Annotated in this window: 11 protein-coding genes; 7 read left to right on the forward strand and 4 right to left on the reverse strand. The window is 73.4% G+C overall.

Annotation, left to right across the window (positions count from 1 at the left end; all coding sequences use genetic code 11):
- Nucleotides 1-120: 120 nt before the first annotated feature.
- Nucleotides 121-3,009: an ABC transporter substrate-binding protein gene (locus K2F47_RS00110; RefSeq protein ID WP_242900580.1), complete on the forward strand. Its 2,889-nt coding sequence runs from the start codon at nucleotides 121-123 to the stop codon at nucleotides 3,007-3,009.
- Between the two features lie 65 nt (nucleotides 3,010-3,074).
- Here K2F47_RS00110 and K2F47_RS00115 read toward each other — a convergent pair whose 3' ends face one another.
- A complete protein-coding gene (locus K2F47_RS00115; RefSeq protein WP_242900581.1) occupies nucleotides 3,075-4,181 on the reverse strand; it encodes a citrate synthase 2 in 1,107 nt (368 codons plus the stop codon).
- A 92-nt stretch (nucleotides 4,182-4,273) separates the two neighbouring features.
- On the opposite strand from K2F47_RS00115, the gene pdxH reads away from it, so the two are divergent.
- A complete protein-coding gene (pdxH, locus tag K2F47_RS00120; RefSeq protein ID WP_272496387.1) occupies nucleotides 4,274-5,017 on the forward strand; it encodes a pyridoxamine 5'-phosphate oxidase in 744 nt (247 codons plus the stop codon).
- The gene (locus K2F47_RS00125) at nucleotides 5,014-6,447 is read left to right on the forward strand and encodes an MFS transporter (RefSeq protein WP_242900583.1); all 1,434 of its coding nucleotides are present in this window, start codon (nucleotides 5,014-5,016) and stop codon (nucleotides 6,445-6,447) included. The genes pdxH and K2F47_RS00125 overlap by 4 nt, the downstream gene beginning before the upstream one ends.
- Nucleotides 6,448-6,460: 13 nt before the next feature.
- Here K2F47_RS00125 and K2F47_RS00130 read toward each other — a convergent pair whose 3' ends face one another.
- The gene (locus K2F47_RS00130) at nucleotides 6,461-7,168 is read right to left on the reverse strand and encodes a UdgX family uracil-DNA binding protein (RefSeq protein WP_242900584.1); all 708 of its coding nucleotides are present in this window, start codon (nucleotides 7,166-7,168) and stop codon (nucleotides 6,461-6,463) included.
- A gap of 98 nt (nucleotides 7,169-7,266) precedes the next feature.
- On the opposite strand from K2F47_RS00130, the gene K2F47_RS00135 reads away from it, so the two are divergent.
- The 3 genes from K2F47_RS00135 (at nucleotide 7,267) to K2F47_RS00145 (ending at nucleotide 11,618) form a co-directional block, all read left to right on the forward strand.
- Entirely contained in the window at nucleotides 7,267-8,007 is a 741-nt protein-coding gene (locus K2F47_RS00135; protein WP_308198345.1) for an iron-dependent transcriptional repressor DtxR, read from the forward strand.
- Nucleotides 8,008-8,241: 234 nt separating this feature from the next.
- Complete coding sequence (locus K2F47_RS00140) at nucleotides 8,242-10,620, forward strand: SpoIIE family protein phosphatase (RefSeq protein WP_242900585.1); 2,379 nt, start codon at nucleotides 8,242-8,244, stop codon at nucleotides 10,618-10,620.
- Between the two features lie 2 nt (nucleotides 10,621-10,622).
- Complete coding sequence (locus tag K2F47_RS00145; RefSeq protein WP_242900586.1) at nucleotides 10,623-11,618, forward strand: zinc-dependent alcohol dehydrogenase family protein; 996 nt, start codon at nucleotides 10,623-10,625, stop codon at nucleotides 11,616-11,618.
- Here the strand turns inward: K2F47_RS00145 and K2F47_RS00150 are convergent, their stop codons facing one another.
- Nucleotides 11,619-12,434, reverse strand: a complete 816-nt coding sequence (locus K2F47_RS00150) for a class I SAM-dependent methyltransferase (RefSeq protein WP_242900587.1) — start codon at nucleotides 12,432-12,434, stop codon at nucleotides 11,619-11,621.
- A gap of 230 nt (nucleotides 12,435-12,664) precedes the next feature.
- Nucleotides 12,665-12,826, reverse strand: coding sequence for a hypothetical protein (locus K2F47_RS00155; RefSeq protein WP_173390917.1), 162 nt, complete (start codon nucleotides 12,824-12,826; stop codon nucleotides 12,665-12,667).
- 106 nt (nucleotides 12,827-12,932) lie between these two features.
- Between K2F47_RS00155 and K2F47_RS00160 the strand changes: the two genes are divergently transcribed.
- Nucleotides 12,933-13,328, forward strand: a complete 396-nt coding sequence (locus K2F47_RS00160; RefSeq protein ID WP_242900588.1) for a hypothetical protein — start codon at nucleotides 12,933-12,935, stop codon at nucleotides 13,326-13,328.
- Nucleotides 13,329-13,371: the final 43 nt, after the last annotated feature.

The following is a 13,371-nucleotide window of genomic DNA, read 5'->3' on the forward strand; positions in this document are numbered from 1 at the left end:
GGAAACTTTCGATCCATTTCCGACTGTGCTGCGTCGAACGTCCCAGAGGGTCAGGAAGGTGCGGCCCCGAAGTGACAGAGGAGAGCCCGGGAGACAACGAGCGAAGGCGAGGCGTGACCCATGGCGGGCGACGCGGTCCTGAGCGAGGACCGACTGCGCGGAGTACTCGACCTGTTCGAACGACTTCGGGAGCGGCCGCCACGGCGGCACGGCGACCGGCTGAGGCCCCTGCTCCTGCTCCTCGGGCCCAAGACCAGCACCAAGCCCGTGGCCGCGTTATTCAAGAAGCGGTGCAAGGACGAGCGCGCTCCCTTCTCGCACATCGCCGAGGAGGATCCGCCCGCCGACGTGCCCGGCGTCCTGCGCAAGGCGAAGCGGGAGCTGTCGAGCAGCCACCGGACGGGCGAGCCGCCGCTGCGCTTCCCGCTGCTGGACATGGCGCTGTGGCTGAACGACCTGCGCGACATCCGGCTCGCCGGGGACGAGCAGGAGCCGCCGCCCGGTGCCTCGGCCGCCGAACGCGAGAACTACCAGCTCGTCCGCGAGGTCGGTCACCCGCCGATCGTTGACGACGAGAACGAGCGCCGGCGCGAGCTGAACCGGGTCATCCGCCGCCGCGGCAGCAACCTCCTGCACGATCTGGAGGCGGGGCCGCGCGGCAGGGCGGCCACGTTCCTGGGGTTCCTGGAGCAGATCGCGCCGATCGGCCTCCTGATCGTGGCGCTGGCCAGCGTCGGCACCGCCGCGACCCTCGATCTGGCCTACGCCGCCCTGACGGCGGTCGTCGGGCTGGGGTTCGTGACCGTCCAGATCTTCGCGCGGACGCGCGGCTGGTACGGGGTGCTCCGTTTCGGGTGGTTCCTGCGCCAGCCCTATCTCGCCCGGGGGTTCACCGGCACCGGCTTCCTCGCCTTCGCCCTCGGGGTGTTCGACCGGCGTTCGGGCGAGGCCGCCGACCACCAGGAAGAGCTCGAACTGCTGCTGATCGCCGCGTTCCTGGAGGATCTGCGCCGCAACTACCACCGGGACGTGCGCCGCGCCGCGTGGGCGCGGATCCGCTACCCGGTGCTGGCCTTCGAGCACCTCCCGCCGGAGCACGCCGGCGTCCGGTTCCTGGAACTGCTGGAGCGGGTCCGTCGCGGGGACCCGGACCGGCGCGTCCGGCCCGCCGCCGACCCGCTGGTCGTGACCGCCGGGGTGGACCCGGCCGATCCCGCCGACCCGTCCGATCCGTCCAGGGGATCGCTCGTCGACCGGATCGCTGCCGCGTTCCGCGCCGACCCGCGCGGCGGCGACCCCGCGAGCGCCCGCACCGCGTGCGAGCTGTGGGACGCCTACCGCGAGGGCGAGGCCCGCGTCGACGCGCTCGGCGCCCGCCGGGTGCTGCGCGTGGACGTCACCCGCGACCCGGGCAGGGAGCTGCCCCCGGTGCGCGCGGGGCGCCGCCGTTCCTGGTTCGCCCATCCCGCGCTGCCGTGGATCGCGATGGTCGCGATCGCGGCGTCGTCGGTCACCGTGGTCAGCGTGGTCGCCGTCCGGTACTGCTCGGCGTTCCAGATCAGGCGCACCTCGTCCGGCGAGTGCATCGGCATCACCGACGGCGGGTTCAAGTTCGGGGAGGTCAGCGAGGGCGAGAACAACGACAACCGGCTCTCGCCCGTGCTCGCGCGGCTGGAGCGGCAGAACCGCGCGGTCGCGCGGTCGGGCAAGCCGCACGCGACGATCGTCTACCTCGGCCCGGTCACCGCCGATCCCGCGATCAAGAACCGGCAGCTCGACCTGCTCGCCGGGGCGCAGGGCGAGCTGCTCGGCCTCACGATGGCGCAGGCCGAGTTCAACAACGCCAGCCCCTACCTGCGGCTGCGCGTGCTCGTCGCGAACGCGGGCGCGCGGTTCCAGCACGCCCGGCAGGTCGCCGAGCAGATCCGCGAGCTGGCGCTGGAGGACCGCTCGATCGTCGCCGTCGTCGGGTTCGAGCAGAGCAGGGTGGAGACGCAGGACGCGATCAAGGTGCTGTCGAAGGCGACGCTGCCGATGGTCGGCACCGCCAACAGCTACAACGAGACCGGACGGCTCGACCGCGGCGCGGGCTTCTCCCCGTACTACTTCCGGCTGGCCCCGCCCAACACCCGCCTCGCCGAGCACGCCGCCTACTGGGCCCGCACCGGACGCGTCGGCGGAAGGCCCGCCAAGACGGTGGACGTCATCTCCAGCGCCGACCCCCACGACCTCTACAGCAAGGACCTCGCCGACTCCTTCACCCGCGCGTTCACCCGGGCGCCCGGCGGCGGGAAGGTGCTCGCCCGACGGTACGAGAACCCGGGCGACCTCGACCGGACCGTCCACGAGCTGTGCGGGCACGCGCCCGACCTCTTCTACTACGCGGGCCGCTCGGACGAGTTCCGGTCGTTCGCCAACGTCCTCCAGCACACCTGCCCCAGCGGGCAGGTCGTCCTGGCCGACGACGAGATCGCCAAGTACGTCGCCGACAACGCGCCCGAGCTGGGAGGCATCGCCACATTCCGGCTCTACTACATGCCGCTCGCCGCCCACGAGGCGTGGACGGACACCTGGGTCGGCGACCGCCGGAACGTGTTCTTCAACAGCTACCCGGGCGCCGTCCAGTCGATGTTCGGCGCGACCCCCTCCCGCGACCGGACGCCGTCGGAGGTGCGGGCAGCCGTCAGCTACGACGCCGCCTCGATGATCGCCTACGTGGCCAACCAGGTCTTCACCGAGCAGGCCGCCGTGCCCACGGCGGGCGGCGTCTTCGCGGCGCTGGACGACCCCGGCCAGGGCCCGCTGTGGCAGGGCGCGAGCGGCGTCCTCCAGTTCACCGGGCGCGCCCAGGGCCACCAGGTGACCGGCAAGCCCGTCCTGCTCGCGACCGTCCGCCCGCCCGGGCGGGTCGAGGTCACGGAGGTGTGCGGGCGGCTGGTCCCGTCCGGCCAGCGGAGCGGCCACTGCCCGCCCGGCGGCGCAGCGCCCCCGCCCGCGTCCCCGTCGTAAAAGCAAGGCGCCGCCGGACGGTCGAGCCGTCCGGCGGCGCCTGAGAACGAGAGCGGGGTAGGGGGTTACGCCTTGCTGCGCAGGGAGCCCGCTCCAGCTACTTCGTCGATGGAGCGGGAGCCGGGGCCGGTGTAGCGGGCGCTCGGCCGGACGAGGCGTCCGGTGCGCTTCTGCTCCAGGATGTGCGCGGCCCACCCGGCGGTGCGGCCGCAGGTGAACATGGCGGGCATCATCGCGGTCGGGACCTCGGCGAAGTCGAGGATCACCGCCGCCCAGAACTCGACGTTGGTCTCGATCGGACGGTCCGGACGGCGCTCGCGCAGCTCGGCGAGCGCGGCGTCCTCCAGCGCCTTGGCGGCCTCGAAGCGCGGCGCGTTCAGCTCCCTGGCGGTGCGGCGCAGCACGCGGGCGCGCGGGTCCTCGGCGCGGTAGACGCGGTGGCCGAAGCCCATCAGCCGCTCGCCGGAGTCGAGGATGTCGGTGACGACCTTGCGGGCGTCGCCGATCTGCTCGACCCGCTCGATCATCGGCAGCACGCGGGCGGGGGCGCCGCCGTGCAGGGGGCCCGACATGGCGCCGATCGCGCCGGAGACGCTGGCCGCGACGTCCGCGCCGGTGGAGGCGATGACCCGGGCGGTGAAGGTGGAGGCGTTCATGCCGTGCTCGGCGGCCGAGACCCAGTACGCGTCGATGGCCTGGACGTGCCTCGGATCAGGCTCACCGCGCCAGCGGACCATGAACCGCTCGGTGATCGTCGCGGCCGCGTCGATCCGCTCCTGCGGGACCATCGGGACGCCGATGCCGCGCGCCGACTGCGCGACGAACGACAGCGCGGTCGCCGACACGCGGGCGAGGTCGGCGCGCGCCTGCTCGTCGGAGATGTCGAGGAGGGGGCGCATCCCGTAGGCGGGAGCGAGGGTCGGGAGGGCGCTCTGCACGTCGACGCGGACGTCGCCGGAGGTGACCGGGAGGACGTGGGGGTCGGCCGGGGCGAGGCCCGGGTCGAAGCTGTCGTCCACGAGGAGGCCCCACGCGTCACCGAAGGAGACCCGGCCGACGAGCTCCTCGATGTCGACGCCCCGGTACCGGAGGGCGCCGCCCTCCTTGTCCGGTTCGGCGATCTCGGTCTCGAAGGCCACGACCCCCTCAAGGCCGGGTTTGAAGTCGGACATGTCGTCCTGCCTTTCGTCCCCATGAGTGATAAGGCGGTGCCGTGCCATTGAACCGTGTTCCGCTTACCGAGCAGTACCCAGGTCCGTGTGAGATGCACAATGTCGAGGTGACAGGCTCAGAAGCTGTGAGTTCCCCGACGCCCGACCCCGCGCGGCTCCGCAGGTCCTACGAGGGCGGTGAGCTGGCGGAGGACGCGCTGCCCCCCGATCCGCTGACGCTGTTCGCCGCGTGGTTCGCCGACGTGCACGCCTCCGGCCTGGCCGAACCGAACGCGATGGTGCTGGCCACGGCGTCCGCCGACGGCGTCCCGAGCGCCCGGACCGTCCTGCTGAAGGGGTACGGGCCGCAGGGTTTCCGGTTCTTCACCAACCTCACGTCCGACAAGGGCCGCGAGCTCGCCGAGAACCCCCGCGCGGCGCTGGTGTTCCCGTGGCATGCGATGTATCGGCAGGTGCGCGTCTCCGGGGTCGTCCTGGAATTGTCGCGGGACGAATCGGCCGCCTATTTCCGGACGCGCCCTTATGGCTCGCGGATCGGGGCGTGGGCGAGTGAGCACCAGTCGGGTGTGATCCCCGGCCGGGACGTGCTGGAGCGCCGCTACGCGGAGCTGGCCGAGCGCTGGCCCGAGGCGGCGGGGGAGGAGGACGACGTCCCGCTGCCCGGCTTCTGGGGCGGCTACCGCGTCGTCCCCGAGACGATCGAGTTCTGGCAGGGCCGCCGCGACCGGCTGCACGACCGCATCCGCTACCAGCATCCGGCGGCGGGCAAGAACGGTAAGAGCAGGACGGACCCGGGCGTCTCCGGCGAATGGGAGATTGTCAGACTGTCCCCGTGACATCGGAACAGCAGCCACCCCCCACCGACACTCCTGACAGCGACCCTCCCGAAGACGACCCCCCCGAGGACGACGTTCCCCAGGACGCCCTGCCTCAGGACGACATCCCCCAGGACGACGTCCCTCACGACGTCGTCCGGGACGACGTTCCCGGGGTCGACGCCGCTCAGGATGGGGACCGTTCCACCGGGCCGCGCGCCGGACTGCTCCGCCGCGTGGCGATCGACACCCGCCCGCTGAAGCACGACGCTTACCGGCGGCTGTGGCTCGGGCAGGGCGTGTCGTTCATCGGGTTCCAGGTCACCGCCGTCGCCGTGCCCGTCCAGGTGTACGACATGACGGGGTCCTCGTTCTGGGTCGGGATGATCGGGCTGGTCAACCTCGTCCCGCTGATCGTGTTCGGGCTGTGGGGCGGCGCGGTGGCCGACCACATGGACCGGCGCCGGCTGCTGCTCCTGTCGTCCCTGGTCACGTGGGCGTCCACGTTCGTCCTGCTCGCCCAGGCGCTGCTCGGGGCGGAGAACCTCGCACTGATTATGGCGGTGGTGGCGCTCCAGGCGGTCGGGTTCGCGATCTCCTCGCCGACCCGCAGCGCGATCATCCCCCGGCTGGTGGACGAGTCGCTCGTCCCGGCCGCGAACACCCTGAACTTCACCGCCGCCACGGTCGGCGGGCTGACCGGGCCGCTGTTCGCCGGGGTGGTCCTCGCGCACGGCGGCTACGGGCTCGCCTACGGCCTCGACGCCGCCCTGTTCACCGTCGGCCTGTACGCGGCGGTGCGGCTGCCCGCGATCCCGCCGCTCGGGGACATCGCCGGGGCGCCCGGCCTGCGCTCGGTGCTGGACGGGCTGCGCTACCTGACGACCCAGCCGGTGCTGATGATGTCGTTCGTGGTCGACATCATCGCCATGGGCGTCGCGATGCCGCGCGCGCTGTTCCCTGAACTGGCCGAGACCCGCTTCGGTGGCGGCGACGCCGTCGGATGGCTGTTCGCCTCGATCGCGATCGGCGCGGTGATCGGCGGGCTGATCTCCGGCTGGATCGGACGGGTGCACCGGCAGGGCGTCGCGCTCGTGGTGTCGATCGTCGTGTGGGGGCTCGCGGTCGCCGCCGCCGGGCTCGCCCACCAGCTGTGGCTGGCCGTCGCGCTGCTCGCCGTCGGCGGCGGCGCCGACCTCGTCTCGGCCGTGTTCCGCCAGACGATGCTGCTGACCTACGCGCCGGACGAGATGCGCGGCCGCCTCCAGGGCGTGTTCACCGTCGTCGTCGCGGGCGGGCCGAGGCTCGGCGACATGCGGGCGGGCGCGACCGCCAGCGTCGCGGGGGCCACCGCGTCGTGGGTGGGCGGGGGTCTGGCCTGCGCCGTCCTGGTGGTCGTGGCCGGGTTCGCGGTCCCCGCTCTGCTCCGCTACGACACCCGCACCACTTGACCAAGCTTCACGGTCACCCCAGTGCGCGGGCGGCGATCTCCAGGTCCTCGACCAGGCCCCGGTAGGCCGCGTCGCGGTCGTCCGCGCGCAGCACGGCGGACGGGTGGACCGTCGCCAGCAGCCGGGCGCCCGGCCCCTCCGGCGGCGCGTCCTCCAGCTCCTTCGCGGCGGCGGGCGTGCCGATCGTCTCCAGGTCGGGGAAGGCGAGCAGGCGGCCGCGCTGCCTGGTGACGCGGAACGACGACCCGAGCAGCGCCCTGCCCGCCGTCGCGCCGAGGACGACGACCACGTCCGGCTCCAGAATCCGCAGCTCCGCCAGCAGCCACGGACGGCACGCGCGCATCTCACCCGCGTTCGGCGGCTCGTGGATCCGCCGCTTGCCGCCGCCCTCCTGCCGCTTGAACTTGAAGTGCTTCACGGCGTTGGTGACGTAGACGTCGCCGCGCTCGATCCCCGCCTCCGCCAGCGCCCGGTCCAGCAGGCGGCCCGCCGGGCCGACGAACGGCGCGCCCTCGCGGTCCTCCCGGTCGCCCGGCTGCTCGCCGACGAGGACTGCCCGCGCGTTCGGGGAGCCCTCCCCGAACACCGTCTGGGTGGCGTTCCGGTAGAGATCGCAGCCTTCGCACCCGTCCGCGGCGCTCCGGAGGGCGTCGAGATCGAGACGGATCTTCGGGTCGTCCGGTAGGAAGGGCTCGGCGGTTTGGGAAGATTTCGTGTTCATCTTGCGTTTCCCCCTACCCGCGATACGGCGGATATCCATCGACCCCGCAGGCGAGGGGCCTGAGCAAGTAGACTTCTGCCACAAGACTGGAGGGAGCTGTGACCTCACACGGCCTGATCGATACCACGGAGATGTACCTCCGGACGGTTTTCGAGCTCGAAGAGGAGGGCATCATCCCCCTTCGCGCGCGCATCGCCGAGCGGCTCTCGCAGAGCGGCCCGACGGTGAGCCAGACGGTCGCGCGCATGGAGCGCGACGGGCTCCTGCGGGTCGAGGGGGACCGGCACCTTGAGCTGACCGACAACGGGCGGGGCCTCGCGACCCGGGTGATGCGCAAGCACCGCCTCGCCGAGTGCCTGCTGGTGAACGTGATCGGGCTGCCCTGGGAGGACGTCCATATCGAGGCGTGCCGGTGGGAGCACGTCATGTCCGAGGAGGTCGAGCGCAGGCTGGTCGCGCTGCTCGACCACCCGACCACCTGCCCGCACGGCAACCCGATCCCCGGCATGGACGAGCTGGCCGGGCCCGGCGACGGCCACCGCGACGGGAACGCCGACGGGAAGGCCGACGGAGCGTCCGGGGGCGTTCCGCTCGCGGTGATGACCGCGGTGGCTAGCCCGGCGGGGACCGGCGCGGTGATCAGGCGGATCAGCGAGCAGGTGCAGAGCGACAGCGACCTGATGCTTAAACTCAAGCAGATAGGGATACAACCGGGACGAGAGGTGACTCTTCGGGCGACCGATGACGGGGTGCGGGTGACCTGTGACGACGAGGCCGACAGTCCGGACACCGAACTGCCGCGCGACATCGCCGAGCACGTGTTCGTCAGCAGGCGCTGACCCTCGGCGCGTGCGTCCCCCCGACTCGGCTCAGCCGGTCTATACCGAAGATCTCCTTCCGATCGCGCCTTTCGGGCGTATCCCGGCGGCGGGTTCGTCGTTCAATACGACGGAAGAGGTACGCGCGGCATCGGCGCCGCGACGTCCGGCGTTCGCCGCGCCGGACGCCGGCGGGGGGCCGCGGGGACGTGAGGCGGGCACCGGCGGGGCCGTGTCTGGGACCGGGATGGGGAGATGAATCGTTGGGGGGACGCCTCTTTCGAGGCGCATCTGCCACCCGAGACCGTCCTCAACCAGATGGAGATGGCGGTCATCGTCTGCGACCGCTTCAGCAACGTCATCTACGGGAACGCGTTCGCGCGGCAGCTGTTCGGCTTCGGCGGGGACGAGGTCATCGGCCACTCCATCCTGTCGCTCGGCATCGCCGAGGAGGACCACGAGCAGGCCACCGAACTGGCCAGGCACGTCCTCAAGGGCGGGGTCTGGGAGGGCACGTTCTGCAACCTGCGCGGTGACGGCACGACCGTGTACACGCGGGCGCACGCCGTCCCGCTGCGGCATCCCTCCGGCGCGGTCGACGGGGTCGTGATCTTCGCGCGCGAGGCGCTCCGCTCCAACCAGCGCGACCAGGAGCGCTACGGGCTGATGGAGCGCATCGGCGAGCGGCTCGCCGGGTCGCTGGAGCTGGAGAGCACGCTGCGCAGCGTCGCCGACACGCTCGTCCCGCAGTTCGCCGACCACTGCTTCATCGACCTGTTCAGCGGCGACCGGCTGATGCGGCGGGTGTCGCGGCACGCGGGCGGCTGGGAGCCGCCGCCCGGCACCTGGGCCGAGGTCGGCGAGCCCGTCTTCTACCCGCCCGGCCACTTCAGCGCCAAGGCGATGACGCGCCGCGACGCCGTCCTGGTCGAGGACATGATCCAGTACCGCTACACGGCGCCGAGCGAGCCGTCCCGGCGGCTCGCCGAGGCGATGGGCATCACCTCGGCGATCTCCGCGCCGCTGCTGGTGCGCGGCGAGCTGCTCGGCGTGATGAGCCTGGCGCTGTCGAACCTGTCCAAGCGGCCCGACCCGCACTACGACGCCTTCGACCGCGACCTGCTCGGCGCGATCGCCAGCCGGGTCGCGCTCGCCGTCGACAACGCGCTGCTGTTCGAGGAGGAGCGCGAGACCGCGCTCGCCTTCCAGAAGCACCTGCTGCCCGGCGACCGGCCGCCCCGGCTGGACGGCCTCCAGATCGCCTGGCGGTACGAGCCCGCCCGGCCGCTGGAGTCGCACGGGCACGGCATCCAGACCCAGGTCGGCGGCGACTGGTACGACGTGATCCCGCTGTCGGCGGGCCGCGTCGGCCTCGTCATCGGCGACGTGGAGGGCCGCGGCGCCCGCGCCGCCGCCGTGATGGGCCAGCTGCGCGCCGCGCTGCGCGCCTTCGCCCAGGACGACAAGCCGCCCGCCGACATCCTGCGCAAGCTGGACGAGTGGGTCCGCACGATGACCCGGCCCGAGCGGATGCGCTCCGGCTGGAACAGCGACGACCTCGTCCGGCCGCCGCTGGTGTCGTGCACCTACTTCGTCTACGACGCGTGGTCGCGGGTGCTGGAGTTCGCCAACGCCGGGCACGACCCGCCGCTGCTGATCGTGGACGGCCAGGTCGGGGAGCTGGCGTTCGAGAGCGAGGGCGCCATGCTCGGCGTCCGCGCGCCGGGCATGGGCGGCGAGATCCTCTACAACGAGGAGACCTCGGAGCTGAAGCCGGGTTCGACGCTCGTGCTGTACACCGACGGGCTCATCGACCGGCGGCCGAAGGGCGACGGCGACGACGGCGAGTACTACACCCGCGAGGAGTCCCGCGAGCTGGTCCGCTCGGCCGTCGCGGAGGTGGCGCGCGGCGGCGTCGAGGCCATCGCCAACGCCGCCTACGAGGCCGTGCCGGGCGACATCGACGACGACGTCGCGATCGTGGTGATCCGCACGGCGGCCGACGAGCTGGCCGTGCAGGAGCGCACGTTCTCCGCCGAGCCGATCATGGTGTCGGAGGCGCGCCGGATGGCCGCCGACGCGTTCGCGTCCTGGGGCATGCTGGACGAACAGGCCGAGCTGGCCTGCCTGCTGGTGTCGGAGGTCGTCACCAACGTCGTCCTGCACGCCACCGCGACGCCGCAGCCGCGCCGCGAGATGGTCGTGCCGGTGCCCGCCGGTCAGCCCGGCCGCGGGGGCGAGCCGCTAGGAGCGCCGCCGGCCGTCCAGTTCAACACCGAGCAGTTCAACTCCGAGCAGTTCAACGCCGACCAGTTCGACGAGCGGTTCGGCCGGTTCGGGGGCGAGCAGTTCGGGCCCGGCGCGTTCGACGAGGACGACTGGGACCTCGGCGCCGACCTCGGCCGCCGCGAGCCGCCCACCAAGGAGTTCCGGCTGCGGCTGCGGCGCGGCGCCGACGCGATCTGGGTCGAGGTGTTCGACTCCGACATGCGGCTGCCGCGCATCCGCAGCGCGGGCGAGACCGACGAGGGCGGGCGCGGCCTGTACCTGGTCGACCAGCTCGCGACCCGCTGGGGCGCGCGGCCCACCGCGAGCGGCAAGGCCGTCTGGTTCGAGCTGCCGCTCACCCCGTAGCGATGCGCGCCTGGGCGGTGCCGTCCCCGGCCCCGATCGCGTCGGGGCCGCTGCGCCGCGCCGACCGCGACGTGCCCGCGCCCGGCCAGGGCGAGCTGCTGGTGCGTGTGCTCGCGTGCGGCGTGTGCCGGACCGACCTGCACGTCGCGGAGGGCGACCTGCCCGTCCACCTGCCGGGGGTGACCCCGGGCCACGAGATCGTCGGGACGGTCGTCGCCGCCGGTCCCGGCGCAGCGCACGGGGTGGGCGACCGCGTCGGGGTGGCGTGGCTCCGGGGGACGTGCGGCGCCTGCCGCTTCTGCCGTCGCGGCGCCGAGAACCTCTGCCCCGACTCCGTCTACACCGGCTGGGACGCGCACGGCGGCTACGCGGAGTTCGCGCTCGCGGTCGACGCCTACGCCTACCGGCTGCCGGAGGGGCTGGACGACGTCCGCGCCGCGCCGCTGCTGTGCGCGGGCATCATCGGCTACCGCGCGCTGCGCCGCGCCGCGCTGCCGCCCGGCGGCACGCTCGGCATCTGGGGCTTCGGCGGGTCCGCGCACCTCGCCGCGCAGATCGCCCTCGCCGAGGGCGCCGACGTGCACGTGTTCACCCGCAGCCCGGCCGCCCGGGAGCTGGCCCGCGACCTCGGCGCGTCGTTCGCGGGCGACTCCCTCGACACCGGCCCGGCCCCGCTGGACGCGGCGATCGTCTTCGCCCCCGTGGGGACGCTCGTGCCCGCCGCGCTGGAGCGGCTGGACCGGGGCGGCACGCTCGCGATCGCCGGGATCCACCTGAGCGACGTCCCGTCCCTGGACTACCAGCGGCACCTGTTCCAGGAGCGGCAGGTGCGGTCGGTGACGTCCAACACCCGGGCGGACGGCGAGGAGTTCCTCGCGCTCGCGTCCCGGCTCGACGTGGCCGTCACGACCCACGCCTACCCGCTGGACGAGGCCGACCGCGCGCTCGCCGACCTCGCCGCCGACCGGTTCACCGGAGCCGCCGTGCTCGTCCCCTGATCAGGAGGGGATCGGTTCGGCCGCCACGTGCGCCCAGGACTGGGTGAACCACAGCTCGCCGCCGATGATCCTCGGCTTGGCGCCGGTGCGCGGGCCGCCGTCGACCTCGTCGGTGAGGGCCGCGCGGATGCGGTCGGCGGCGGCGCCGTCGCGCGCGCCGTCCAGCCAGGGCTCGACGGGACGCTCGACGGTGAACACGTCCAGCCGGCGGATGCTGCCGCCCGCCGAGGTGATCATCTCGGTCAGCCGGGCGATGGACGGGGTGCCCGGGTGGTCGGGGTCGCGCAGCCGCTCGATGCGGTCGCGGTCGGGCCCGGCCAGGTTGCCCCGGACGAGGTCGGCGATCACCAGCCGCCCGGCCGGGGCGCACACGCGCAGCAGCTCGCGCAGGACGTCCTGCGGGTCGCCCAGGTTGTAGAGCGAGAACCGGGCCGTCACGAGCGAGAACGCGTTGTCGCGGTAGGGCAGCGCGGCGGCGTCGGCGCGGACCCGCGCGCCGTCGGGGCCCCCGGCGGCTCTGGGACGTTCCACCGGCGCGGGGGCGGGCGGCGGGTCGCCGTCGGCGATGCGGACCGGTCCAGTCCCGAACGTGACCGTGGCCATCCGGTTGCCCCGCCCTTCGGAGGGGGCGGGCAGCGCCTCCACGGCGGTCACGTGCCGGACGCGGGGGCGCAGCGCCGCCGGCATCGGCCCGTGCCCGCGCGCGACGTCCAGGCAGACGTCGCCGGGCGCGGGCTCGACGAACTCCAGCAGCCGGCGCAGGTGCGGGGCGATCGTGCCGCCGGACTCCTGGATCGCGGTGGCCGGATGCGGCACGGGTGCTCTCCCTCGGCTCGGGCCGGCTGCGTCGGACGGGGTGTGTCGGGACCGCCCGGCGGTCCGCGGGACGCGGACGCCGGGAGCGGGCGGCGGACGGAGGTACAGCCGGTTTCGCCAGTTATGACTCCCGTTGGGCCCCGGAAGTTCGCCGCGTTCCGTCGCCAGATGCGCACCTGACCCGCGCCGCCGCGCGGAACGGCCCGCTCAGCCGCGGGGGAACACCCTGCTCAGCCGCCCATGTCATGCCCGTACCAGGCTCCGACGGACAGCAGGAACACCGTGATCACCGCGACGCGGGTCGGCATGGGCACGCGGATCTTCACCGCGACCCAGCGCACGCAGAACGTGGCGAGCAGGGCTATGACGCCGAGGCTGAGGATGCCTTCCATGGCCACCTTCGTTCCGGAGAGGACAGCCGCCTCCTAGAACCATAGACGGGTGAGCCGTGGGTTACCCGGCCCCCGGGAGGCGCGCCCCTGCCGATAATCTCGCGGTGTGGCAGACACGAAGGAAACGCAGGACCGTGACCGCATCGAGCGCCTCATGGTGAACCTGGCGGCCGCGCGGGTGTCCCTCGGGGTCGCGGCGCTGGCGGCGCCGGGCCTGACCGCGAAGGTCCTCGGGCTCGGCGGGAGCGACCCGGGCCGCGACTACCTGGCCCGCATGTTCGGCGCGCGGGAGGTCGCGCTCGGCGCGGGCTACCTGCTCAGCGACCGCTCCGGGCGGCGGATGTGGACGCGGGTCGGCTGCGCGGTCGACACCGTCGACATCATGAGCGGGCTGCGCACCCGTCCGGGCCTGCCGCTGTGGTCGACCGCCGCCGGGACCGGGATCGCGGCCGTCGCCGCCACGCTCGGCGCCGCCAAGATCACGAAGGACCTGCTCGGCTGACCGCCCCGCCTGAGGGGCGGTGATCTCCGGCACGGCGTGGGTA

This window comes from Actinomadura terrae (assembly GCF_022751215.1).
GTDB lineage: Bacteria > Actinomycetota > Actinomycetes > Streptosporangiales > Streptosporangiaceae > Spirillospora > Spirillospora terrae.